General features: G+C 60.8%; 19 protein-coding genes and 1 riboswitch. Of the genes, 4 read left to right on the forward strand and 15 right to left on the reverse strand.

Annotation, left to right across the window (positions count from 1 at the left end; genetic code table 11):
* Nucleotides 1–201: 201 nt before the first annotated feature.
* Entirely contained in the window at nt 202–2,016 is a 1,815-nt protein-coding gene (locus Q0K62_RS05025) for a proline--tRNA ligase (protein WP_297316889.1), read from the reverse strand.
* A gap of 426 nt (nt 2,017–2,442) precedes the next feature.
* Here Q0K62_RS05025 and Q0K62_RS05030 point away from each other — a divergent pair, with 426 nt between their 5' ends.
* Complete coding sequence (locus tag Q0K62_RS05030) at nt 2,443–2,916, forward strand: GNAT family N-acetyltransferase (RefSeq protein WP_297316890.1); 474 nt, start codon at nt 2,443–2,445, stop codon at nt 2,914–2,916.
* 43 nt (nt 2,917–2,959) lie between these two features.
* Here the strand turns inward: Q0K62_RS05030 and Q0K62_RS05035 are convergent, their stop codons facing one another.
* From Q0K62_RS05035 to rpmE, 9 genes are all read right to left on the reverse strand, one after another.
* On the reverse strand, nt 2,960–4,366 hold the full coding sequence (locus Q0K62_RS05035) for a PIF1 family DEAD/DEAH box helicase (RefSeq protein WP_297316891.1): 1,407 nt from the start codon (nt 4,364–4,366) through the stop codon (nt 2,960–2,962).
* Between the two features lie 63 nt (nt 4,367–4,429).
* Nucleotides 4,430–5,131: an oligoribonuclease gene (orn, locus tag Q0K62_RS05040; protein ID WP_297316892.1), complete on the reverse strand. Its 702-nt coding sequence runs from the start codon at nt 5,129–5,131 to the stop codon at nt 4,430–4,432.
* Between the two features lie 139 nt (nt 5,132–5,270).
* Nucleotides 5,271–6,272 (reverse strand): zinc-binding dehydrogenase, encoded by a 1,002-nt coding sequence (locus Q0K62_RS05045; RefSeq protein WP_297316893.1) that lies wholly within the window; start codon nt 6,270–6,272, stop codon nt 5,271–5,273.
* Nucleotides 6,273–6,596: 324 nt separating this feature from the next.
* The gene (guaB, locus tag Q0K62_RS05050; RefSeq protein ID WP_297316894.1) at nt 6,597–8,144 is read right to left on the reverse strand and encodes an IMP dehydrogenase; all 1,548 of its coding nucleotides are present in this window, start codon (nt 8,142–8,144) and stop codon (nt 6,597–6,599) included.
* A 37-nt stretch (nt 8,145–8,181) separates the two neighbouring features.
* Complete coding sequence (locus Q0K62_RS05055; protein ID WP_297316895.1) at nt 8,182–9,360, reverse strand: MraY family glycosyltransferase; 1,179 nt, start codon at nt 9,358–9,360, stop codon at nt 8,182–8,184.
* Complete coding sequence (locus Q0K62_RS05060) at nt 9,357–10,016, reverse strand: L-threonylcarbamoyladenylate synthase (RefSeq protein ID WP_297316896.1); 660 nt, start codon at nt 10,014–10,016, stop codon at nt 9,357–9,359. Before Q0K62_RS05060 ends, Q0K62_RS05055 begins: the two co-directional genes overlap by 4 nt.
* 88 nt (nt 10,017–10,104) lie before the next feature.
* Complete coding sequence (gene prmC, locus Q0K62_RS05065) at nt 10,105–11,055, reverse strand: peptide chain release factor N(5)-glutamine methyltransferase (protein ID WP_297316908.1); 951 nt, start codon at nt 11,053–11,055, stop codon at nt 10,105–10,107.
* A gap of 20 nt (nt 11,056–11,075) precedes the next feature.
* The gene (gene prfA, locus Q0K62_RS05070) at nt 11,076–12,164 is read right to left on the reverse strand and encodes a peptide chain release factor 1 (RefSeq protein WP_297316897.1); all 1,089 of its coding nucleotides are present in this window, start codon (nt 12,162–12,164) and stop codon (nt 11,076–11,078) included.
* Nucleotides 12,165–12,258: 94 nt separating this feature from the next.
* Nucleotides 12,259–12,471: a 50S ribosomal protein L31 gene (rpmE, locus tag Q0K62_RS05075; protein WP_297316898.1), complete on the reverse strand. Its 213-nt coding sequence runs from the start codon at nt 12,469–12,471 to the stop codon at nt 12,259–12,261.
* Between the two features lie 209 nt (nt 12,472–12,680).
* Here rpmE and Q0K62_RS05080 point away from each other — a divergent pair, with 209 nt between their 5' ends.
* The gene (locus Q0K62_RS05080) at nt 12,681–13,454 is read left to right on the forward strand and encodes a (S)-acetoin forming diacetyl reductase (RefSeq protein ID WP_297316899.1); all 774 of its coding nucleotides are present in this window, start codon (nt 12,681–12,683) and stop codon (nt 13,452–13,454) included.
* 95 nt (nt 13,455–13,549) lie between these two features.
* Here Q0K62_RS05080 and Q0K62_RS05085 read toward each other — a convergent pair whose 3' ends face one another.
* Together Q0K62_RS05085 and Q0K62_RS05090 are read right to left on the reverse strand one after the other, a co-directional pair.
* Nucleotides 13,550–14,761, reverse strand: coding sequence for an aminotransferase class I/II-fold pyridoxal phosphate-dependent enzyme (locus Q0K62_RS05085; RefSeq protein WP_297316900.1), 1,212 nt, complete (start codon nt 14,759–14,761; stop codon nt 13,550–13,552).
* Nucleotides 14,762–14,835: 74 nt separating this feature from the next.
* Nucleotides 14,836–16,260 carry an amino acid permease gene (locus Q0K62_RS05090; protein ID WP_297316909.1) on the reverse strand — a complete coding sequence of 475 codons (1,425 nt, stop codon included), beginning with the start codon at nt 16,258–16,260 and terminating at the stop codon, nt 14,836–14,838.
* Between the two features lie 241 nt (nt 16,261–16,501).
* Between Q0K62_RS05090 and Q0K62_RS05095 the strand changes: the two genes are divergently transcribed.
* Nucleotides 16,502–17,323 (forward strand): PAS domain-containing protein, encoded by an 822-nt coding sequence (locus Q0K62_RS05095; RefSeq protein WP_297316901.1) that lies wholly within the window; start codon nt 16,502–16,504, stop codon nt 17,321–17,323.
* A 483-nt stretch (nt 17,324–17,806) separates the two neighbouring features.
* Here the strand turns inward: Q0K62_RS05095 and Q0K62_RS05100 are convergent, their stop codons facing one another.
* Together Q0K62_RS05100 and Q0K62_RS05105 are read right to left on the reverse strand one after the other, a co-directional pair.
* Nucleotides 17,807–18,355: a VOC family protein gene (locus tag Q0K62_RS05100; protein ID WP_297316902.1), complete on the reverse strand. Its 549-nt coding sequence runs from the start codon at nt 18,353–18,355 to the stop codon at nt 17,807–17,809.
* Between the two features lie 55 nt (nt 18,356–18,410).
* Nucleotides 18,411–19,244, reverse strand: coding sequence for a MerR family transcriptional regulator (locus Q0K62_RS05105; RefSeq protein WP_297316903.1), 834 nt, complete (start codon nt 19,242–19,244; stop codon nt 18,411–18,413).
* Nucleotides 19,245–19,388: 144 nt separating this feature from the next.
* A riboswitch (guanidine-III (ykkC-III) riboswitch) is annotated at nt 19,389–19,450 on the forward strand.
* Nucleotides 19,451–19,484: 34 nt separating this feature from the next.
* Here Q0K62_RS05105 and Q0K62_RS05110 point away from each other — a divergent pair.
* On the forward strand, nt 19,485–20,165 hold the full coding sequence (locus Q0K62_RS05110) for an ACT domain-containing protein (protein ID WP_297316904.1): 681 nt from the start codon (nt 19,485–19,487) through the stop codon (nt 20,163–20,165).
* 345 nt (nt 20,166–20,510) lie between these two features.
* On the opposite strand, the gene Q0K62_RS05115 is transcribed toward Q0K62_RS05110, so the two are convergent.
* Nucleotides 20,511–22,787, reverse strand: a complete 2,277-nt coding sequence (locus tag Q0K62_RS05115; RefSeq protein WP_297316905.1) for a DUF2207 domain-containing protein — start codon at nt 22,785–22,787, stop codon at nt 20,511–20,513.
* Nucleotides 22,788–24,086: the final 1,299 nt, after the last annotated feature.

Consider the following 24,086-nt stretch of genomic DNA (forward strand, 5'->3'; position numbering starts at 1 on the left):
CTATTCAGCCAACCGGACAGAATCTGGGATGACCGCAGGGCCATCCTGCTCAAAAGGCGAATCCCAAGGTCAATCACCACGATTGCGCACATCCGCCCGCAGCATCCGGGCAGGGATATGGAGCGCCCAGGTCGGACCACAAGAGTCGACCGGGCCGCTTTCCTTTCGCATCAATACCGGTGGGACCATCCGCGAATCAAGTCAGTCCAGGGCCGCGATCCGATCAAGGATGACCTTGGCGGCCTGGTTGACGGGGACCGAGACCGAGTCGGACCCGTCACGGTTACGGATCTCGATGGTCCCATTCTCGATGGTGTCACGCCCTGCGATGGCGACCAGGGGCACGCCGATCAGCTCCGCGTCCTTGAACTTGACGCCGGGGGAAACCTTGGGACGATCATCGTAGAGGACCTCGACACCCTGCTCCTCCAGCTGGGAGACAAGGCCCTCGGCGGCTTGGAAGGCCTCCTCCTTCTTGCCTGTGGCCAGCACATGGACCATGGCCGGCGCCACGGCCTTGGGCCAGGCCAGACCCCTCTCATCGTGGTGCATCTCGGCGATGCAGGCCAGGACACGGGAGATTCCGATGCCGTAGCAACCCATCCAGACGGGGACTGCCTTGCCGTTCTGATCCAGCACCTTCAGGTCCAGGGCCTGGGAGTATTTGAGACCCAACTGGAAGACCTGCCCGATCTCCACTCCCCGCTCGAAGCTCAGAGGCCCCGACCCGTCCGGACTCATGTCGCCATGACGGACCTCGGCAGCCTCGACCACCCCATCAGCCTTGAAGTCGCGCCCATAGACCGCATGGGCCAGGTGCTTCCCATCGGCATCCGCTCCGGTGACCCACTCCGAACCGGGGGCCACATGGGCATCAACCAGGTAGCGCACATGGTCGGCGGACTCGATGTCGCCACGCTGCGGTCCCAGGACCCTGGGCCCGATGTATCCCTTGACGAATTCAGGGTGGGATGCCAGGTCGGCCTCGTTGGCCTCCTCGATCTCGGCAGGGGCGAATTGGGCCTCAAGCCTCTTCATATCGACCTTGCGGTCTCCGGGAAGGCCGACCGCCACCAGCTCACGCCACCCGTCGGGGTGGTCCTCGTCAGCTGGATGCTTGACGGCGACGACCATGTTCTTCAAGGTGTCCTCAGCCGTCCACTCGCGTCCGTCCTGACGCGGATGGAGGTCATTCAACCTCCCCACCAGGTTCTCGATGGTCTTGGAGTCGGGCGTATCCACCTCGGTCATATCCGGGGTGCCGGAGCGGTCGATCGCCTCAGGCTCAGGCGTGGTCAGGGCCTCGACGTTCCAGGCCTTGCCGGAGGGGGCCAGGGCGAAGGTATCCTCGCCGATGGGCAGGGGGGCCAGGAATTCCTCGGACTGGGACCCACCCATGGGTCCGGAAACGGCATGGACGATGACATAGTTGACTCCCAGACGCTTGAAGATCCGCTCGTAGGCCCCGCGCTCGTCCTGATAGGCCTTCTGCAGCCCCTCCTCATCAATCGTGAAGGAGTAGGCATCCTTCATGACGAACTCACGACCACGAATCAGTCCTGCACGGGGACGGAACTCGTCACGGTACTTGGTCTGGATCTGGTAGAGGGCCACGGGCAGGTCCTTGTATGAGGAGTACATGTCCTTGACCAGGAGGGTGAACATCTCCTCGTGGGTGGGGGCCAAAAGGTAGTCAGCCCCGTGCCTGTCCTGGAGCCGGAAGAGATTCTCGCCGTACTCCTCCCAGCGGTGGGTGGCCTCGTAAGGCTCACGTGGCAGGAGGGCCGGGAAGTGGACCTCCTGCGCCCCGATGCCGTTGATCTCCTCGCGGACCACATCCTGGACCTTGTCCAGAACCTTCAGGCCCAGTGGGAGCCAGGTGAAGATGCCGGGCGCCACCTTGCGCACATACCCCGCCCTCTGCAGGAGTTTCGCCGAGTCCACATCGGCATCGGCAGGATCCTCTCGCAGGGTCCTCAGGAACAGTGTTGACATGCGCATGGCTTTGGTACTCATACCTCCCAAAGATATTCGCGCAAAGGGACATACCGGCTTGGGGACCATCATGGAACCCCTCAACGGAATGGAACCTCGGACCGCCAAATGAGTGGGGCTGGACAGGAGTCTCACGTCTGGGTCCACCGACAAGGTTGCCATCGTCACCGGTGAAGCCTTGGGCATGGCTTCACCGGTGTTCCCCTCGTCCCTCACGTTGGCGGTGTCCTTATCAATGCCGACGGCGGCCATGCGGCACGGTAATCCGGATTGACATGGCAGAAGACGGGTTGGTCGGCATCGGTCCGGTCGGACTTCCCTAGGCAATTGCACCTGAAGCGGATCGGCTCCACATCAGGGCGAACCCTTCTCCACCGACCGGTAGACACCGGTATAGTGGTGAATTGAACAGATTCCACGGATTACATAGTGACAAGGCAGGCACCCATGTCACCGACCCAGGCCATAACCATCCAGCCCTTCGCCAGCCTTGATGCGGAACACATGGAGCTCCTTCTGGAGGCAGACCCCTCAGTCCGGATGGTTCATACGGTTTTCGCCCGGGCGGATGCCTATGAAATCCGGGTGGGAGACGACCTGGCAGGTGTCATGCTACTTGTCGGACCAGGTCCGGAGATCATGGAAATCGCCAATATCAGTGTGGCCCGGTCTCATCGCAGGCAGGGCCTTGGCAGGAGACTGATTGAACGTGCCCAGAAGGAGACGGTGGAGCTGGGGTACGGAAGATTGGAAGTCGGCACTGGTTCGACCAGTACGGAAGCCCTCCTCTTCTACCAGATATGTGGTTTCCGCATGGACAGCATCGAGCGGGATTACTTCGCAGGCCGTTACGACCAGCCGGTTGTAGAGAACGGAATCATCCTTAAGGATATGGTCCGCCTGTCATGGATGCCCGACTGACCCGCATCCGCCCTCCCAGGTCCAACCGAACAGACACACCTGGTCAGAAGAGCTGGTCCTGGGCGAATTCGTCTTCAGGCTCCTGACCGACAGCCCGCTTGGTGAAGGACCCGGGGCCCTCATCGTCCAGCCGGGCGCAGGCCGACTTGGAGTTGGCCCTCAGATCCGCATCCAGGATGACGGCATCGGGAGAGACCAGGAAGGCGTGCTCGTTGATGCCGGTCAAATAGAGCCCGCCCAGGCTTTCCACACGGGAGAGGGCCACGTACCCCATGCCAGGCGCGAAGGTCCTTCTCAGATCCATGACGGCCCGGTCCAGGGTCATACCCTGGGACTTGTGGATGGTGATTCCCCAGGCGCACCTCAGGGGGACCTGGTTGACGGCGGCCAGGACGGTGTCCCCGTCCATGGTCTCCCAGGAGGCCGGTTTCATCGTGACCACGTTTCCGTTCTGGAATGAGACGATCGGCCAGCCGCCCTTGGCCGTGCTGGTGAACCCCTTGACCGTACCGATGGATCCGTTGACATACTGGTGGTCCTGATCGTTACGCAGGGCCATGACCGCCGCGCCGGTCTTCAGGGCCAGATCCTCCGGGGCAAGCATGTTCTTCTTCAGCCGTTCCACCAACCTGGCCTCGCCACGGGATGTGGCCTCGTAGTGGTGGGCCTCCTCGTCGATGGCTGCCAGGCGCTGGTCGTTCAAGGTGTCGGCCTGCCTGTTGACCGGGAAGAGGTGGACCGCCACCAGACCCGGGGCCGGGACCGTCCCGACGCGGGTGGCCAGGACGTCGTGGTCCTCCTGGGTCACACCACCCTCCCTGATATCGGTCAGGACGGTCAGCAACTGCCCGTCATCCTGGCGATGCTGCTCGGTCAGGTAGCAGACCACCGGATCCAGATCCTGCCAGACCAGGGATTCCGTAACGAATCCATCCGGGTCCTTTCCCGCCTCAGCGTAGCGTTCCCGTGATGCCTGGCACTCGGGCCCAGGCATCATGCCGCCCGCGTGGTTGGGTCGGGTGACCGGCGGGAGTTGGAAGAAGTCCCCCGAGAGAACCACCTGGATACCACCAAATGGTTCAGGACTGTGCCGAACGGCCCGGCAGGCCTGGTCCACCATGTCGAAGAGCCAGGCATGCATCATCGAGACCTCATCGATGACCAGGATGTCGGTTCCCGCGATCTGCCGACGCCGCCTGGTCTTGATCCTCCGCATCAGGGATTCGGTCATGCAGGTGGAGATGCCCACCCCGCTCCAGGAGTGGATGGTCTGACCGTTGATATGGGTGGCGGCTATGCCGGTGGAGGCGGTTACGGCCACGACCGCCCCGTCCTTACGGGCCTGGTCGACGAACTCGTTCAGCACGAAGGTCTTGCCCGACCCGGGAGCACCGGTGATGAAGGCGTTGGCCCCCGCGTTCAGTATGGTCAGGGCTTCGGATTGCTGCATGTCTCCATGGTGCCACGCCTGAGGTACATGGGCCTTGCCCCCAGCTCAGGTCGGCCGCCACAATCAGTAGTCGGTCTTCTCGGGCTTGTTGGCATCCTCGACCGGGTTGCCGGACTCCTCATAGTGGCGCAGGAGACTGGTCCGCTCGATTTCCTCGGCTCCCGCCTTGGACCGGGCCTCGTCGGGGCCAGGGGCCGCCGTGAAGAACATGGAGCGGTAGTAGCGGAGCTCATCCATGGACTCGATGATGTCGGCCAGGGCCCGGTGACCGCCATGCTTGGCCGGCTTGTTCCTGTAGACGTCCGGGTACCAGCGGCGGGAGAGCTCCTTCAGGGTGCTCACGTCGATGACCCGGTAGTGCAGGAGGTTCATCAGGTCGGGCATGTACCGGTCCAGGAACTTCTTGTCGGACCCGACGGAGTTGCCGGCCAGGTGGGCCTTGCCGTGCTCGGGAAGGAAGGGCCTGATGTATTCGATGACCTGACGCTGGGCCTCGGCCAGATCCAGACCGGTCTTCATCTCCTCGATCAGGCCGGAGGAGGTGTGCATATGCCGGACGAAGTCATCCATGTGGTCCAGGGCGGCCTGGGAGGGCTTGATGACCAGGTCGATGCCCTTGTCCAGGACCTTCATGTTGAAGTCGGTGGGTACCACGGAAACCTCGCACAGCTCGTCGTGGAAGATATCCAGGCCGGTCATCTCGCAATCGATCCAGATCATGCGGGATTCCTCCGCGCTGAAGGTCAGATCATTCTTGTCGCTCATCTGCTCACCTTTCAGACCCGGGTCGCTCCCCGGATCGCTCCTTCCGCCACCTTGGACGGAACATTACAAGATACCGCCAGGACATGACCGACCGGGGATTCCCCTTCCGGCGATTCCGACCCTGTCCGCGATGCGGTCGTCAGTCCCCGCCCACCGTGAGGATGACCTTTCCGAACACTCCACCTTCGCTGAAGTGCCGGAAGGCCTGAGGGGCCTGGTCAAGGGTGTAGGTGGAATCAATCACCGGATGCAGGTCGGCCAGCTCGACGAACCTGAGCAGGCGCCTGAAATCCTCCAGGGAGCCCATGGTGTTGCCGTGGACGCGGATGTCCTGGAAGAAGACCCGGGTCAGTTCGGCACCCGGCTGGTCTCCTGAAGTGGCCCCACAGACGACGATGGTGCCGCCCGGGCGGACGGACCTGACCGAGTGGGACCAGGTGGCCGTCCCGACCGATTCCAGGACTGCATCCACCTTGTGGGGAAGCCGTTCCCCGCTGGCCACAACACCATCCGCGCCCAGCTGACGGGCCCTGTCCAATTTGTCCTGTCGACGCGAAGTCACGAAGACCTCCAGCCCTGCCGCATGGGCCAGCTGCAGGGAGGCGGTCGAGACGCCCCCACCCGCCCCCTGGATCAGGATGCTGTCCCCGGGCTTGACCCCGGCAGCCGTGAATATCATCGAGTAGGCGGTCAGCCAGCTCGTCCCCAGAGCCGATGCCTCCTGGAAGGTCAGGTTGCCGGGCATGGGCAGGACGTGGGCCGAGGGAACGGCCACCTTGGCCGCCATGGTCCCCTGATGGCGTTCCGAGAGGATGCTGCGCCCCTCCCCCGGACCAACCCCGGCGCCATCCCCGCCGACCACCGTGTAGGGAATGACCCTGCTCCCGGCCTTGGGACCGCCCTTGGTCCCCGGGATGTCGTCTTCCAGTATTCCCGCCGCATCGGTCCCCAGGATCATGGGCGTGGCCTGCGGGGAAAGACCCACCCCCTGGAGACTCCAGAGGTCGTGATGGTTCAGGCTGACAGCCCTGACAGCAATGGTCGACCAGAACTCATGCCTGTCAGGTTCGGGCCGCTCCCCGACCTCAAGCATGGAAAGTGGGTCCTCCCCGCAGACACCTTTCGCGTATACCGCCTTCATCGGCCTTCCTTCCTCGACGCAGGGGCCGCAGACCACCGTCATCGGCGGCCATGGCCGAACGGAATCCGGACCGCACGGCCAGGGCAACCCCACTTCGATGAGAGCCTGTACGGCCCCTCACCTGCCACGAGGGTATCACCCAAGCGACAAGTCCGGGCCCATGTCATCATCCCCAATTGCCGCCTTACCGGATACGACTCGAGGCCATACCGTGCGGAACCCATGCGAATCGACACTGGTGCGAACGTGGTCACCCGAAACAAGCGAAGGGCGCGTGGCCAAAACGGTCCTGCGCCCTTCACCCGCCCAAGAGGGCCGAATCACTCAGTCATGGAAGCCGGAGTAGTTGGGGGCCTCCTTGGTCATGACGATGTCATGCGGATGGGACTCGCGCAGACCCGCGTCGGTGATGCGGATGAAGCGACCCTTCTCCTGGAGTTCGGGAATGGTGCGCGCTCCCGTGTAGAACATGGTCTGGTGGAGTCCGCCGACCAGCTCGTAGAGCACATAGTTGAGCGGCCCGCGGTAAGGAACCTCCCCCTCGACCCCCTCAGGGACCACCTTGTCACTGCTGGTCACATCGGCCTGGAAGTAGCGGTCCTTGGAGTAGGACTTCTTGCCCCTGGGTGCCATGGCGCCCAGGGAGCCCATGCCACGATAGACCTTGTACTGCTTGCCACGCAGGAGGACCTTCTCGCCCGGAGCCTCCTCGGTTCCGGCCAGGAGACCGCCCAGCATGACCGTATCGGCACCGGCCACGATGGCCTTGGCGATGTCACCGGAGTAGTGGATGCCACCGTCGGCCACCAGAGGAACACCGGCGGCCTTGCAGGCCTGGGCGGCATCGTAGACGGCGGTCAGCTGGGGTACGCCCACACCGGCCACCACCCGGGTGGTGCAGATGGAGCCGGGGCCTACCCCGACCTTGACGGCGTCCACACCGGCATCGATCAGGGCCTGGGCACCCTCCTTGGTGGCGATGTTGCCACCGATGATGTCAACATGGTCGAATGCGTGGTCGGACTTGATCCTACGGATCATGTCCAGCATGAGCTTGGCATGACCATGGGCCGTATCGACCACGAGCACGTCCACACCGGCGTCGGTCAGGGCTGTGATGCGCTGCCAGGCATCGCCGAAGAAACCGACGGCCGCAGCCACACGCAGGCGGCCACGCTCGTCCTTGGTGGCTTCGGGATACTGCTCGGTCTTGACGAAGTCCTTCACGGTGATCAGACCGGCCAGCTTGCCCTGGTCATCCACCAGGGGGAGCTTCTCGACCTTGTACTTGGCCAGGAGATCGTGGGCGTCTTCCTTGGTGATGTCGGCCGGACCGGTGATCAGATGGTCCTTGGTCATGACGTCACTGACCTTGAGCTTGTCGAAGTCGGCAGGGTTGACGAATCGCATGTCACGGTTGGTGATGATGCCGACCAGGCGCTGCTCGCGGTCGACAACCGGCAGACCGGACACCTTGTAGACCGAGCAGAGCTTGTCCAGGTCGGTCAGGGTGGCATCGGGGGTGACCGTCAGGGGGTCGGAGATCATACCGGACTCGGACCGCTTGACGATGTCGACCTGGTTGGCCTGGTCCTCGATGCTCAGGTTGCGGTGGAGGACGCCGATGCCGCCGTTCCGCGCCATGGCGACGGCCATGGTGGCTTCGGTGACGGTATCCATGGCCGCGGAGAGCACCGGGGACTTCATGGTGATGTTCCTGGTCAGGTGGGTGGTGGTATCCACCTCGGAGGGGATCACATCGGACTCGTTGGGCAGGAGAAGCACGTCGTCATAGGCAAGTCCGAGCTTCTGGAACATTGGGGGAAGAGGAGAGTAAGGGGCGGAATCGATATGTGAATTATCTAGGACCATGGCACTATTCTACAGACCCTGGTTGACCTGGATGCGCTCATTGGCCGAGCCCGGAACCATCGTGGTGGTCATCTCCCCTGGCATGCTCGGCCCGTTGCGCGGAAAGCCGGGCATTCTCCTGCCGAATCTCGGGGATACGCCGCCGATAATAGGGATAGAGGGTGGCGAAGGTCAGAAGGAGGGTGGCGATCAGGAAACCGATACCCACATAGAGCGGCCGGTAGAAGAGGATGAAGAGGGACCCGAAGGAGATCAGGGCCGCCCAACCCCACAGAATCAGGACGGCCGAGCGGACGGAATGACCGATACGGAGCATCCTGTGGTGAAGGTGCATCCGGTCAGGATGCATGGGTGACTGCCCGTGGCTGAGCCGCCGAATGATGGCCAGGCACATGTCGAGGACCGGGATGAAAAGGACCAGGATGGGCAGGAGGATGGGCATGAAGGCGGGCAGGTAGATGCTGGCATGGATGGTGGCCGGATCCAGACGCCCGGTGACCACGATGGAGGCGCAGGTGATCAGGTAACCCAGGAGCATGGACCCCGAGTCTCCCATGAAGAGCTTGGCGGGGTGCCAGTTGTGCAGGAGGAATCCCACACAGGTCCCCACCATGGCCACGTCGATGAGGGTGGCCAGAGAGGCGTAGTCCGGCGAGATGCGGGCGATGATATAGGAGTAGATGGCGAAGGCGATGCCCCCGATGGCCACGATGCCCGATGCCAGGCCGTCCAGACCGTCCACGAAGTTGACGGCATTGATGGAGGCCACGATCAGGAAGGCCGTGATGGCCATGGAAAGACTGGGCGAGGCGGCGACCAGGGAGCCCAGGGGCAGGGAGATGATCTGCACCCCTCCCCAGGAGACGAAGACCGATATGAGCAGCTGACCGGCCAGCTTCAGCATCCAGTCCAGATCCCAGAGGTCGTCGGCCATGCCCAGGAGGCAGATGGCCACGGCCCCGCCCAGGATGACCCAGGCCTGGTGACCCGACTGGAAGAGGCCGGTGATGAAGGGGATGCGGGAGGCGAAGAACATGGAGACGGCGAACCCGATCAGCATGCCCAACCCACCAAACCGGGGGGTCGGAACGGTGTGGACGTCGCGGGCCCGGACCTCACCCACCGCACCGATCCTGATGGCTATATGCCGCACCATGGGCATGACCAGCCAGGTGGCCCCACCGGCGATGGCCGCGATGAACAGGTAGACCCTCATGCCCGGCCGCCTTCCTTCACGACTTCCCTGATGGCCTGGCGCAGGTCCTCCTGGCCGACCACACCCTGGCGGAGGATGCGGATGCCTTCGGGATCATCGGCATCGGCCGCGACGACCGAGCTGGCCACCGAACCGGGGGTCGGACCGCCATCCAGATAGCAGCCGACCGAATCACCCAATTGCTGACGGGCCTCGGCAGCCGTGCGAACACTGGGATTGCCTGACCTGTTGGCACTGGATGCCGCCAGCGGCCCGGTCACCGCAAGGAGGGCACGGCATATGTCGGAGTCGGGCACCCTCACCGCCTGGGTCCTGCAGCCTGCCTCCTGACGGGGGGTGCAGAGTCCGCATCCCTCTTCGACCCGGCAAATCGGCGAAAAGGGTCCGGGCAGGAAACGGTCGGCCAGGATATCCAAGGGAGCGGGCAGGCTCAGGCTCAAGGCGGGTATGGCCCCGACGGAATCCAGAAGGACCTGGATGGACTTGGTGCGGGGCCGGTGCTTGGCGGCGAAGAGCCTGGCGATGGCCAGATCGTTGAAGGGGTCACAGACGATACCGTAGACCGTGTCGGTGGGGATGACCGCCAGCCCCCCACTGTCGATCACCTCGGCCAGACGCAGCAAGGAATCTTGACTGCAATCCAGCACCTGACTCATCCGATTCACCGCCTTTCCTGCTCCTGCCGACCAACCAGCAAGCTGGGTCCATCGCCTGTCTGCCATGGGCGACCATGGTTTTACTCCCCTATTGTGCCCCATGGGCAGGTCTGCTGCCAGTCGGACCATCCGACCTGACCGCCATGAGGTAGCGATCCCGACCGGCAAGGTCCTGCCCGGTTTCAACCTTCCCGAATCCCTCCTGCCGGGCCAGTCGGCGCAGGGCCTCCCCCTGACTGCAATCATGCTCCATGACCAGGGCTCCCCCTGGGCGGAGCAGGTCTGCGGACCGTCTGATGATTCCCTGGGGTATCAGGCACCCGTCAGGGGAACCGCCATACAGGGCCATTTCAGGATCCCAATTCCTGACCTCGGGCTGGGTGGGCATCCGGTCCTGAGGGATGTATGGAGGGTTGCTGATGACCAGGTCGACGCGGCCATTCAACTCGGCAAGGACCTTCCCACTGGTGGCATCGCCGAGGACCAGCCGGTAAGCGGAACCCTGTTCGACCAGCGTTTCCGACTGTGCATCCACATTCCTCCGGGTCCAGGTGGCCGCCTCCTCCGAGGCCTCCACCGCCCAGACCCTGGCACCGTGGACCTCGGTGGCCACCGAAAGGCCCACCGCCCCGCTTCCGGCACAGAGATCGACCACCAGGGGGGTCGGCAATCCCCGGTCGGTCAGCCAATCCAGCCCCGCCTGGACCACGGTCTCGGTCTCCGGCCTGGGAATGAAAACCCCGGGCCCCACGTCCAGGTCGAGCATTCTGAAGGCCGCATGGCCAAGGATGTACTGCAATGGCTCACGGTCGGACCGCCTTTGCAGGCAGTCGTGGTAGTCCTGCAAGACCTGGTCGGCCGCTCTGCCCGGGGCCGCGAACCGGTCGAGCCCCCATCCGAGCAGGAGTCCCCTGTCCAGGTCGTGCAGGTCGGACCCTGCTGTCTCGGCAAGGAGGACCCGGGCATCATGTTCGGGGGTGTCCAGGCCCGACCCGCGGAGTACCTGGCGCCCCTCATCCACCAGGAGGTGCAGACCCATACGGTCATTGTCTGCGGAGGTCACTCCTGGGCAGCCATTCTCTGGGCCTCGTCGGCCTGGATGTCCGAGTCGATGATGGCCTGCAGGTCCCCGTCCAGCACCTGCTCCAGGTTGTAGGCCTTGTACCCGGTGCGGTGGTCGACGATCCTGCTCTCCGGGAAGTTGTAGGTCCTGATCCGCTCGGAACGGTCGAGGGAACGTACCTGCGAATGGCGCATATCGGCGGCCTGGGCGGCCTCCTCCTCATGCTTCATGGCCAGCAACCGGGACTTGAGCACCCGCAGGGCCGCCTGCCGGTTCTGGATCTGCGACTTCTCGTCCTGCATGGAGACCACGATTCCCGTGGGGATATGGGTCATGCGAACGGCCGAATAGGTGGTGTTGACCGACTGCCCGCCAGGCCCGGAACTCATGAAGATGTCGATCTTCAGATCCTTGGGGTCGATCTGGATCTCGTCGTCATCCTCGTCGGCCTCGGGGAAGACGATCACACCCGCCGCCGAGGTCTGTATCCTGCCCTGGGACTCCGTGACGGGAATCCTCTGGACCCGGTGCACGCCACCCTCATACTTCAGCGAGGCCCACACCCCCTCATCAGGGGACACCTGTCCCCTGGCCCTGATCGCCATCTGGGCGTCCTTGATCCCGCCCAGTTCGGTACGGTTCTCGCTCATGATCTCGGTGGACCAGCCGCGCTTCTCCGCGTAACGGGTGTACATGCGCATCAGGTCACCGGCGAAGAGGGCGGCCTCCTCGCCACCGGTGCCGGCCTTGATCTCCATGATGGTGTCGCGGGAATCATCCGGATCCCTGGGAATCAAGGCGGTCCGCAACCGTTCTCGGGCATCGGGAACCCGTTCGGCCAGCTCCTTGGCCTCCAGGGCGAACTCCTTGTCCTCTGCGGCCATGGCTTGGGCGGCCTCGCAATCCTCGATGAGGCTGGTGTATCGGCGATAGGCATCGACGATGGGGGCGAGTTCGGCATGGCGGCGACCCAGCTTGCGGATCTGGGCCGGGTCGGATGCCGATTCAGGCTGGCTCATCTGGTGTTCCAGGCGCTGGTATTCCTCCAAGGCGACCCTGGCTGCCGGGAACTCTTCCTCACTCATCGAATCTCGCCCTCTCTGGCCGATTTACATAGAAAAAACGCCAGTTCCGAACCGGGCATAGCAGACGACCCGGGTCGGGACTGGCGTTGAAATGCTACTTGTTCTTCTTGCCGTAACGGGCTTCGAACCGTGCCACACGCCCACCGGTGTCGAGAATCTTCTGCTTGCCGGTGTAGAAGGGGTGGCAGTGCGAGCAGACATCAACCGTCATATGATCGCCGGGGGCGGTCGAACGGGTGATGAAGGTGTTGCCGCACGAGCACGTGACCTCTACGGGATGATAATCAGGATGAATTCCCTGCTTCATGATGAACTCCTAGGAGACAAACGGCACCGGGTCGCCAACCCCTGTGGCCAGCGTGAACCGGAACCGCGATTATTGTAGCTCACTCTCGGGAGAACCGCCCCGATTGCGCCACGCGCCGAATGGATTTGCCCCGGAATTCTCGCATTCCAAGCCTATAATCAAACCACCAGGCCATATGACTGGCCTTCCACCCAATGAAGGAGGAGAGCATGGCACAGGAAGTAGCATTCGTCACCGGAGCTGCCCAGGGCATCGGAGAGGCCATATCTCGTCGTCTGGCATCGGACGGGTTCGCCGTGGCCGTGGCCGACATGAAAGCGGACAAGGCCCAGGAGGTCGCCGATTCCATCAACCAGGACGGAGGCAGGGCGATCGCCGTCACCCTGGACGTGACCGACAAGGTCCAGGTCCGCTCGGCCGTCGAGAAGGCCGCCACCCAGCTGGGTGACTTCAACGTCATCGTCAACAACGCCGGGCTCGGCCCCACCACCCCCATCGAATCCATCACCCCGGAGATGTTCGACAAGGTCTACCACGTGAATGTGGCCGGCACCATCTGGGGTATCCAGGCTGCGGTCGAGCAGTTCCGCGCCCGTCACCACGGCGGCAAGATCATCAACGCCACCAGCCAGGCCGGAGTGGTGGGCAACCCCAACCTGATGCTTTATTCCTCCACCAAATTCGCCGTCCGCGGCCTGACCCAGGTCGCCGCACGTGACCTGGCCAAGGAGGGAATCACGGCCAACGCCTACGCGCCCGGCATCGTCAAGACCCCGATGATGATGGACATCGCCCACGAGGTCGGAAAAAACGCCGGCAAGGATGACGAGTGGGGCATGTCGACCTTCTCGGACGGCATCGCCATGGGACGTCTCTCAGAGCCCAGCGATGTCGCCAACGCTGTCTCCTTCCTGGCTGGACACGACTCCGACTACATGACTGGTCAGACCCTGATCGTCGATGGCGGCATGCAGTTCCAGTGATGCCCTGGGCTCCTTGCCCACTGGCCCTTGAACACGAGGACCCCCGCCGGTTGGGCGTGAACCCAATCGGCGGGGGTCCTCATCGACTCTGGCACTCAGGCGTTGAAGACGTACTTGTCCAGACGGTCCATGGCCTCCTTGACCCGACTCAGGGGCAGGGCCAGGTTCATGCGGATGGCGCACGGCGCCTTGAACTGTCGTCCGTCCTGAACGGCCACGCCGACATCCCAGGCACGCTTTTCCAGCTGATCCAGGGTGAGGTTATGGTTCCTGCACCAGTCCGTGCAATCAAGGAAGAGCATGTAGGTGCCCTGGGGCTTGGAGACATCGACCCCGTCGAAATGCCGGTCGATGTAGTCGCAGGCATAGTCCACGTTCCCGGTCAGGACCTGACGGAGTTCATCCACCCACTCCTGTCCCTCCGGCTTGTAGGCCCCGATCAGGGCATGCATGGACAGGACGTTCATGTCGTTGTAGTGGGCCTTGGAGCCCTTGGCCACGATCCGGTCGCGCAGATACCTGCTGTAGATGATGTGGTAGGAGCCAACCAGCCCGGCCAGGTTGAAGGTCTTGCTGGGCGCATAGAAGGCGGCCGTCCTGTTGCGGGCGTCATCGCTGACCGACTGGGTGGGGGTGTGCTTGTTGCCCGCCAGGATCAGATCGGACCAGATCTCGTCGGAGATGACCACGCATTCGTTCTCCTTGTAGACCTCCATGGCCTTCTCGACCTCCCACTTCTCCCAGACACGGCCACAGGGGTTGTGGGGGTTGCAGAAGACCGCCACATGGATGTTGTTCTCCTTGAGCTTGCGGTCCATGTCCTCGAAGTCCATCCTCCAGACACCCTGCTCGTCCTTCTTCAGCGGGCTGTGCACAATGTGGTAGCCGTTGTTCTCGATGCACATCGTAAAACCGACGTAGGTGGGGCTGTGAAGCAATACCGCATCGCCTGGAGCAGCAAAAGCCGTCAAGGTGGAGACGACCCCTCCCAGGACCCCGTTCTCATAACCGATGTCCACGGGTGTCAGTCCCTCCACACCATTGCGGGTGCGCTGCCAGTTGATGATGGCATCGTAGTACTCGTCAGTAGGGCTGAAGTAGCCGAATGCCGGGTGCTTGGCGCGCTCGATGATGGCCTCGGGAATGGTAGGCACCGTCGGGAAGTTCATATCCGCCACCCACATGGGGATGACATCGAATCCCTCCTTGGGAGGGTCGGGCGCGAACCCTGGGTTGGCGCCCAAACCGTCAACCGCGATGGCATCCTTGCCATGCCTATCCATGATGGACGTAAAATCGTAGGTCATTGTGTTCCTTTCTCAATCCTGACCGGGCGAGCCGGCCGACTGCAACAATTCACCAGCGGACCATGGCGATGCGTTCAGGAATCCGCATTGGACGCATCACCCTCGTCTGAAAGTGTATCCTTCAAGGCGTCCTCGCCGTTGACCGGTGTCGAATTCCCCGAGTCTCCACCAGAGACCGGTTCCGTCTTCCCCCCGTTTCTTCTGCGTTGGAGAACGAAAAGCACAGCAAGAAGAATCATCCAAGGAATTGTCACCAGATAGCTGATTCTGTACTCGGGCATGATGGCCATCATGACCATGATCAGCATCATGAAGGCGAGCGCATAGAAATTGCTGAAGGGATAGAGCGGGAGCTTGAAGGTCAGCTCGTTCTCCTTACCCTCCCGACGTTTGATGCCGCGGAAACGATATTCACTCACCAGCTCGGCCACCCAGCTGAAGACCAGCATAAAGACCGTAATCGAAGAGAAGAGGGCGAAGGCCCGCTCAGGCAGGACGGCCATGAGGGCAATGCCCAGGAGCTGCATGAGTACAACCGTCAGCACACTGACATAAGGGATCTTCTTCTTCGACACTCTTGACAGAATCGAAGGAGCGCTGCCTTGGAGGGAGAGGTTGTAAAGCTGACGACTGTATATGAATATGCCGCTGCTTACTGCACTCAAGGAGGCGGTGATGATGACGAAGTTGATGATGGAGGCCGCGGCAGGAATGCCCAGTGACGCGAAGACACGGACAAAAGGAGACCCCACGCCCTTCATCCTGTCCCAGGGCCACATGCACAGAATCACGAAGGTGGACCCGAGGTAGAAGAGGATGATGCTCCAGAACACCCCATTGACGGCACGGGGCATGGTCTTCTTGACATCCTTGGCCTCACCTGCCGTGTAAGCCACCGATTCCGAACCGCCGAAAGCGAAGGCCACCATGACGACGGAGAACAGGAGCCCCGTCAGGCCGTTGGGCATGAAGCCATCGACCGTCAGGTTCCTGAACATGACGGGATCGCCTCCGTTGCCGATACCGGTGAAGATGATGATCAGACCACCGACGACCATGACGAGAATGGTGACCACCTTCACGGCAGAGAGCCAGAACTGTGACTCACCATAGAAGCTGACGGATATCAGGTTGATGACGGCCATCAGCACCATGCCGATCAAGCCGCTCGCCCATATGGGGAAGGAGGGGAACCAGAACTGAACGTACTTGCCCAGTGCCGTGAACTCCGCTCCTGACCCGGCCACACAACCGAGCAGGCTGGTCCAACCGATGGCATACCCGACGAATGGATGTATGTACCGGCTGGCATAGGACACGGTCGCACCCGATACGGGTTCGGCAGTAGCCATTTCCCCGACCGCCCGGCAAACGACGAAAATGGCTGCACCGGCCAGTGCATATGCCAGTAGGACGGATGGACCCGCATAGGATATTGCGCCGGAGGATCCGTAAAACAGGCCGACACCAATGGCCCCACCGATGGCCATCATCCCCATCTGCCGGGTGTTGAGGCTACGGTTCAGGTCCTCTTCCTCATATTTCTCCGACGGACTGGACAATGAATCAAACGTACTCACTGGGACACCTCCTCTTTGAGCTGTTTGTAGTTATTTTATCACAACAATAATATTTTGTCTTCTTAATGATAGATTTTTTTGCATTGTGCTAGTATTTCCTGTACATACCGTTCCTGTTTCCAATCAATCGGCACCTGCCGTCGGCGGGAAGGAGTGCAGAATGGGCGACGCTGATACCATCTCCCCAGCCTTGCGGCCTTTCGTCCCCTTGGTTGATTTTCTTGGGGAGCTATTGGGACATGACACCGAGGTCGTCCTGCAGGATGTCCAGGACTTCTCGCACTCAGTGGTCGCCATAGCCAACGGACATGTCAGCGGACGCAGCGTGGGCAGTCCTGCCACCGATCTGGTGCTGAGGATCTGGCAGAACCATGAGTTCGACCACCGGAACTATCTGGTCCACTATGCCGGGTACACCCGTGAAGGCCGACCCATTGTTTCTTCCACATTCTTCCTGAGGAACACTCAGGACCAGGTCATCGGTTTCCTGTGCATCAACTTCGACAATTCCATATTCAAGGAGACCAGCAAGGCCCTGCGCACAGCCAGCGACTATCTGGATTCCATCAGCGCCAGCGGAACCCCCTTCCCCACGCACCGGGCGGATCAGAACCCTTCCGGCCGGGACAATACCGATGTGGATCGGCATGGTGCTGAACAACTCCACACCCCTACGGGTCAACAGCCGGTGGTCACCGACGGAACGCAGGAAATACTGTCGGTCAACGCAGAGGACCTCACCAAGCAACACATCCAGACCTTTGTCAAGGAACGCGGGGTCCAGCCCGAGCGAATGAACAAGTCGGAACGATTGAAGATGATCGCCGACCTTGACGAGTCCGGCGTCTTCCTGATCAAAGGAGCCGTCGACACGGTGGCGGGCGCCCTCGGCATCTCCTCTCCGACCGTGTACCGATACCTGCACTCGGTCAGGAAGGGTGAAGAGGAAACGCCCGAGCAAGTCGCCGAAAGCGGCAAGTAGGGCCGCCTTGACAAGTTGCGGCGACACGCGGCCCAACCCTAACGAGACCGTTGACAGCAAGGTTGACGGGTGTATGCTATCCAGTAGAGGTTATCTCTATACGGGGGAAACGTATATACGATAATTCGTTGAGGTTCTGATGATGAACCTCGGTATGGAGAGCATAATGCGTGGGTTCCCCCTGACAACGACTTCGATTCGTTATTCCATTCCGATTACGTTCTGGCCTTCCCGGCATCATTCCTGTCTGAACACGTAATCCGACGCTTCTTGGCCATTGGCCAATCTCCGAACCTTGCCCAGACCCGTCCGTATGGCAGCCGCCGGCCGGGGTGCAGGCAGAGGTCCGATTAAAAAACGCGCCTAGCTCTTTTCCCCCGGCTGCCATGCATATCGCCCCCTAGGGAGTGGTACATAGCATGGTGCTAGAGCTAGGCTGCGAAAGGACGGGCCCGAGCAGTTCGGGCCCGTCCTTCTTATAGCCTAGCAAGAACCACCAGTCTCCGGGACCCCCTCCCCATACATACCCCGGCCGAGCACCTGCAGGTAGCGACGGGCCTGATCCTGATCAGCCGGAAGGGCTGCGGTCAGGGTCACCTTCAGCCCCTCCGGAGTCCGTATAGCAGCCTCCAGGGAATTCCAGGGAACCCTCCGGGGCTTCCTGGTTGACCCGGGCAGTAACCGTTCGCAGGCTTCGACCATCCCTCCGATCTGATCCCTCGTCACGGCGATGCTCAGTTTGCCGATCGAATCAGCAGGCACCGTTCCTGGTTTACGGACCAGCAGTACATCCTGAAAGGCCCACCGCCGCAGATGCGTCATGGTGCCCGGCATGGTGTAGATGACGCCAAAGCCCAATCCCCGGGTCCAGAAATCCACCGAATCCTCAAGGTCATTGCTGGGCAGGGTCATGAACAAGGGCATCGCGTATATGCCCTCATACGGCTCGTCAGGCAGGTCGCCGGAACCAGGTGCCGGAACCGGGCTGACCTCCGCCGCATCGAAATGACCTCCTCGTTTCCTTGTATTCATGCGAGGACCTTTCTTTCGTCCATTCCGGGCCGGGGTTTCCCCTTGCCCCTCTCTCCTACCGCCAAATCGCCTTGGCTGGATCCAGACCATGCCTGCGCGCGTTGCATTCGATGGCCTCCACCAGCCAATTCGTCAGACCGGGTTCAAGTTCCTCATAATGATGCCTGAACCGTCCATCCGCCTCGTACATCCGAGCCAGGCAACAGTGCATGGAGGGCGTTACCCGGTACCAGTACAGGGCATCACGGTGCCTTTCCGCCAGATCCATGGCTACCTCGCCACGAGGATCCACCCCACCCCTGCATGCCTCGGCCAAATCCGATTCCACCTCAACCAGGTGGGCCCCTGCCTCCTTCCGGTCATGCCGGCTCATGGTCACCACCCGCTCGCTGTATTCCAGCCATTCCCTGCTACCAGCCCACCGGGTCCGGGCCTGTCGCGACCAGTCCCCATCATCTTCACCCGCACCCTGATTGCAATCCTCGGATACGGGAGTCGAATCGGAGGCTTCAAATCCTTCCTCAGCCTGGTTCAGGGATATCAACTTGTTCAGGGTCTTCAGGATCTCCTGCAGTTCAACGATTTTCCCTTCCAGGGCGACCCGGGAATCCTCCATCTCACCCATGACCGCCGCAACCGGGGCGTCCAGGACCTCTCTGATCCGGTCGGAGTCGAATCCCAACTCCCGATAGACCATGACCCGCCTGAGCCTCTCCAGGTCGTCAGGACCATACTCCCTGTACCCGGACCAGGTACGCGATGGCGATACCAGGCCGATTTCGTCCCAACGTCTGAGTACACGCCTGCTGACGCCCGTGGCCTCAGCCACCTCACCGATTCTGCAGTATCGCTCCTCGACGAGTTCCTCACCTGTCCGTTTCCCGTTCATACTCAGACAGTAGACCCTCACCGGTGGTGAAGGTCAAGGCGGATGCATGGGTTGGCCGGGAATGGAAAGGCGGGGTATGCGAATGACCGGAAGGATCACCCAAGGGAGGGGCTCCCGACTCTCGGCAGCCAAAGTGATACAGTGTTCCCGGAAGGTCTTCTTCCCCGGACGAGATGCGCCGTACCCGGCCTTGACGACGACGCTGCATTGCATCATGGTTCGCGGAAGGACGTGGTTATTGTGGTTGTTCTACCCCTGTGGATACAGATTGTCGGATCCCTGCTCATACTGTCGGCCTTCGCCTGGGGTCAGATGACCGACATCCCCTCATCCGACATCGCCTATCCAGGCGTGAACCTCCTGGGTTCGGGTCTGCTGGCCCTGGATGCCCTCTCAGGCCGTCAGTGGGGGTTCCTCCTCCTTGAAGTCGGTTGGATCCTTGTCTCGGCGATCGGCCTGGTCCGAGCGCTCCGGAATCGGACCCATAGGGCTGACAAGGCAATTCAGGCGGACGAATCCGACCATGAATCAGGACCGACCATGCGCACCGGCGATATTCAGATACATGCCATCGATGAGAACCTGACCGTCTGCAAGGTGGCAGACTACTCCGGAGTGGACCTGGACGCCCCCTTCCGCTTCACTGGCAACACCGATGAGGAACACTCCCTGGTCTGCCCAACCGATCGCCTTCCCCCGCAACTGATTTCACGCAGTGATGGATGGCGCGCCTTCCGCATCCAGGGGGTTCTCGACTTCTCCCTGATCGGCATCCTTGCTCCGATCGCCACCCTGCTGGCCCAGGCCGGAATCGGCATTTTCGCCCTGTCCACCTACAACACGGACTATGTGCTGACACAATCCTCCGATTTCGACAGGGCGATGCGGATCCTCGCAGAATCCGGATACCGAATCGTGTGAGGTCTTGCGCTGGGACCGCGTACGGTCAACCGGAAAACGGTACCGTACTTGGAGGATGAGACGGCCTTGCGCCGTTCGTCGGACCGTCACTCTCCCATTTCTTCCAAGAGACCTTTACCCAGGTCGGAAACGGTCTTCACTATCCCCAGCTACAGGGTCCACCGCTTTCGGCCCGAGTCGGAGATAAGCCCGTTCCTGTCAGCGACTGCGCAATCCAGGTGCCCTTTCCTGGCCTTGGTCACATCTGCGATCGGAGAAAGCGGCGGATTCGCCATCGCCTTCCCGCCTTGGCAATCCAAGATACAGCTTCACGAGCTGCATTGACCGAAATCCGGGAAGCCGAAGTCACGATCCCCCGAAGGATCCACCACCAGAACCACCTGAGGAACCGCCGAAGGAACCGCCACCCGAACCACCGTCCGAACCGCCAGAGAACCCGTCCGAAGAAACGCCGGGCGAAGACACCTCTGATATCGCATTACCGAACGTGGTGAATGCATCCGAAACTTCGCTGCCCAGATCGTTAACGGAGGACACGGCGATATTATGGTTGCCATCAACCAATGAGCTCCAACCGGATGCAGATGTTTGAGTCGGGTAAATATCGGGGATGTTGTTGTTCACATTGCCAGATGCATCGAAGGTCAACCGCAGCAGGGATTTCTCGGACTTGCTTGCCAACCATGTGGCATCCGTGAGCTGCGGGCATTCCGCGGCGATCTGATGAACTACCTCCTCGCTGATACCGAAGGCTGTTGCGTAGACCAGATATGAGTCAAAGAGTTTAAGGTTTACCTTGGTTTCATCACCGATATCTATGGGGTGAAGCAGATGCTGACGGTAACCCACAACCTTTCCGGCCGTTTCCCTGCCGAAATCAGTCAGGACCTCGCTTGCCCCATAGGACATTGAGAAACTGGCGACGGCTATCAACGCCAGGGCCAAATACAAGCGAACATAAAAGGAGCCGTTAGGGAAGTCAATAAATATGATTGCCGCTGCCATCACCAACATCACGAACCCCAGAAGATAATGGGAAAGTCGGATATCGGTTATGTGAGAATCCGTAAGCTCGGAATTCACTGCTTGCGTATATTGTTCGATCAACTTGAGACTGTCGGGATGGTTGGTCAGTGCCTCATTCAGCTGGTCCATATCACAAGTGTTTGGAGCATCCCCATCCACCGGAATGGCAGCTCGAAGGATATTAACGACCGCCTGCTCGCTTTTCGTCAGGCCCATTGCTTCCATTCTGCGTTGCCCAAGCGGGCGCGTAGTAATCCTCAGAGACCTGACTCTATTCGAAGTTGTCCCCTCGTGAAGTGAGGGAGACGACCCTTGTTGGCCGTCTTCAACCGAGTCATGCGAACTGATGGAAATGGCCTTCTTCTTGGCAAGGGAGAGAATCGTGGCAGCGAAGAGATCGGATGCCTCGCTTTGCTTATCAAGCACGGTGTTGCAAATGGTGCCGGCGGCGGCAGGAGAAAGGTCCGATAGATCTTTGCAGTCAATCGGACCACCGTAATAATCCGTATCCCGATATGAGCGGAAAGCCGACCAGAGCTCGTAGCCGATGGCACAAATCGCCAGGAGAGGAACCAGGATGACGGCCAGTAACAGACGTATGGCATAGAGCAGTTTCTTGATTCTCCAAGACCGGGCTTGAGACTGTTCGCTATCTGTTATGCGTTTTTCAGCCGATCCCTGTCGTACCCGGGCAACCCCCTTCGTGCTGGACACGTCAAAGGTCGTGACCAGGTCCAAGTACTGCGCAGGGCGCACCTTCCTGGCGAAGAACCGTATGGTTCCGTCCTTATCGATATCGACCCTTCCGTTTCCTTCGAAATGGAGCCAGGCCCGGGGATTGGCAGCAGCGGTCCCACCCGGCATATGGATGACTCCCGTCACGGAATCCACCGGAGTCGTGTTTTCCTCACCAATAGGTTCCCACTGAAAAGTTCCAACGTCATCGTAGGCAGTCGTCACCCCATGGAAGGTCATATCGACCTGGAAGACCTCATGGTCGGCGGAGGGGGTTTCCGGCATATTCCAACCGATCTCAACCTTGCACTCCTTCTTGGCCCCGCATGGATCCGCCGGTTCTCCACCGACTGATTCCCCCTGCCCATCCTTTGTGGAAGAATGATACTGCTGAAGCAATCCCGCCCCATCCACCTTGGCCAAATACCAAGTATCCTGCATCTCATGTTCCCAGCCGTCCTGCGAATAATGACCTGAGGGGTCAATTGTCTTATCATCGGAATCAGTGGTCAGCTCCTTGTAGGCCGTATGGTCCGTCAGGTTTTTGACTGATACGTCACTGATACCCGTGAGGTTGCCGGACTTGATAGTGTAACGCTGGCACAATCGACGCCAGGGTCCGTTCCCTTTCGGCTTCAGATGGACATCAAGGATCTGGCTGATACGTAAATCACCGTTCTGCTCTATCCGCACATCATAATGCAGGCTGTTATAAGACAGATCGGATTGAGTCTGCGACAACTCTTGGGTGGCAACGACATATACGAGGAAAGCCAAGAAGAGGGCCAGGATCATGCCTCTGAGGAACCGTGATGCACTCCAGCAATCAGAAAACTTGGATGGTTGAGTATCCGATGCCATATGTTCACCTCCGCCGACGAGTATCCCCCCCCCCGGCCAACTAACCCCATCACTATAAAGCACCAACCACTGAATTAACCAGCAGAAGTGATCGATACCCAAGCTCATGGGCGAGGTGGATCTCCTCGGCTCGAACAATCGAACCAGGCAGTCCGGATAGGTGGTGCTATAGAGATGCGACTATCCGGTTGATGTTCTTTCAATGGCATGGCAATAGGCGTCGGGGCCTGCCAACAGACCTTTATTATCGAGGCCTAGGGCAGGATTCCCGATCCGACGACTGGCCATTCGACCAGATGGTCGAAGTCCGCATACACCTATCGTCCGTCCTCTACCGCAGGAGTTTCGTCATACAGACGACTCTTCCATCCAGCGGCCATTTCCGTTTCGATGCGGGCGGTCTTCCATGCCATCCCCATGCGCGGGCAACAGCACCTGTTCGGCGATGACTATGGAGCCAAAACAATACATCTGGCAAAACCGACATTCCAGAGCCAATCTTGTCCGACCTTTCATCCCGTTTGGGACAGATCACATGGCACTGACAGACCCCACGAGGCGATGTTTGACAACTCCGAAACCCGGACGATTCCAAAATCGGCATAGCCTCCGGTAGGCTGACTCAGGTCACAGCAAACGAAGAGCGAAATGAAGAGGGCATTGTCGCATTGGCGGCCGTTACGACCATGGTGATGGGTTTGTCGGCATGTGGAGAAGACGCCTCGAACGGTGCCGACACCGGGAAGAAGCAGACCAGTTCCCGGAGAAGACCGGGAAGGGAACGGAAGCCCCAGGCCGGCCGACCTCACGGGCACAAGGAGCAGGTGAACGGGTCCGACAAGGACCACTACCAGCAGGCCACCGTCACCACCGACACCATCGGAATCAACCCGGATCAGCCCCGACACCACCAGTCCGTACCGGCCCGGCTGCATCACCCCCCCCCACCGCCTTCGGCGACTACCCATGGACCAGCCAAGGCGACAAGGACAAGATGGCGCAGAGCCTGCTCTCCTCGCAGGGTGCCACCAAGGACTTCAGCACGCGAACGGGGAGATCACCTACTCCTTTAGCACGATGAGCACCACGGCCACCGTCCATATCAAGAAACAATGATGACCACGTCTTGTCATGGCTCCGCCTCGTCGGGGCTTTTCGTTTGTGCGGGGTGATCCGGTTTGCGATTTACCGTACACGTACCGCACACCGGGGCATGCGTCACATGGTCCGAAGCTACGAGATAACCCTGCAACCGTTGTGGCTGTAGGGGTTCCGAACCTGTGGGGCCTCAGGGGCTTG

The sequence above is a fragment of the uncultured Bifidobacterium sp. genome, assembly GCF_945269915.1.
Lineage (GTDB): Bacteria > Actinomycetota > Actinomycetes > Actinomycetales > Bifidobacteriaceae > Bombiscardovia > Bombiscardovia indica.

Coding starts and splice junctions, on each gene's coding strand:
- Q0K62_RS05025 (WP_297316889.1), bottom strand. CDS start 2,016: ATGAGTACCAAAGCCATGCGCATGTCAACACTGTTCCTGAGGACCCTG.
- Q0K62_RS05030 (WP_297316890.1), top strand. CDS start 2,443: ATGTCACCGACCCAGGCCATAACCATCCAGCCCTTCGCCAGCCTTGAT.
- Q0K62_RS05035 (WP_297316891.1), bottom strand. CDS start 4,366: ATGCAGCAATCCGAAGCCCTGACCATACTGAACGCGGGGGCCAACGCC.
- orn (WP_297316892.1), bottom strand. CDS start 5,131: ATGAGCGACAAGAATGATCTGACCTTCAGCGCGGAGGAATCCCGCATG.
- Q0K62_RS05045 (WP_297316893.1), bottom strand. CDS start 6,272: ATGAAGGCGGTATACGCGAAAGGTGTCTGCGGGGAGGACCCACTTTCC.
- guaB (WP_297316894.1), bottom strand. CDS start 8,144: ATGGTCCTAGATAATTCACATATCGATTCCGCCCCTTACTCTCCTCTT.
- Q0K62_RS05055 (WP_297316895.1), bottom strand. CDS start 9,360: ATGAGGGTCTACCTGTTCATCGCGGCCATCGCCGGTGGGGCCACCTGG.
- Q0K62_RS05060 (WP_297316896.1), bottom strand. CDS start 10,016: ATGAGTCAGGTGCTGGATTGCAGTCAAGATTCCTTGCTGCGTCTGGCC.
- prmC (WP_297316908.1), bottom strand. CDS start 11,055: ATGGGTCTGCACCTCCTGGTGGATGAGGGGCGCCAGGTACTCCGCGGG.
- prfA (WP_297316897.1), bottom strand. CDS start 12,164: ATGAGTGAGGAAGAGTTCCCGGCAGCCAGGGTCGCCTTGGAGGAATAC.
- rpmE (WP_297316898.1), bottom strand. CDS start 12,471: ATGAAGCAGGGAATTCATCCTGATTATCATCCCGTAGAGGTCACGTGC.
- Q0K62_RS05080 (WP_297316899.1), top strand. CDS start 12,681: ATGGCACAGGAAGTAGCATTCGTCACCGGAGCTGCCCAGGGCATCGGA.
- Q0K62_RS05085 (WP_297316900.1), bottom strand. CDS start 14,761: ATGACCTACGATTTTACGTCCATCATGGATAGGCATGGCAAGGATGCC.
- Q0K62_RS05090 (WP_297316909.1), bottom strand. CDS start 16,260: ATGGGGATGATGGCCATCGGTGGGGCCATTGGTGTCGGCCTGTTTTAC.
- Q0K62_RS05095 (WP_297316901.1), top strand. CDS start 16,502: ATGGGCGACGCTGATACCATCTCCCCAGCCTTGCGGCCTTTCGTCCCC.
- Q0K62_RS05100 (WP_297316902.1), bottom strand. CDS start 18,355: ATGAATACAAGGAAACGAGGAGGTCATTTCGATGCGGCGGAGGTCAGC.
- Q0K62_RS05105 (WP_297316903.1), bottom strand. CDS start 19,244: ATGAACGGGAAACGGACAGGTGAGGAACTCGTCGAGGAGCGATACTGC.
- Q0K62_RS05115 (WP_297316905.1), bottom strand. CDS start 22,787: ATGGCATCGGATACTCAACCATCCAAGTTTTCTGATTGCTGGAGTGCA.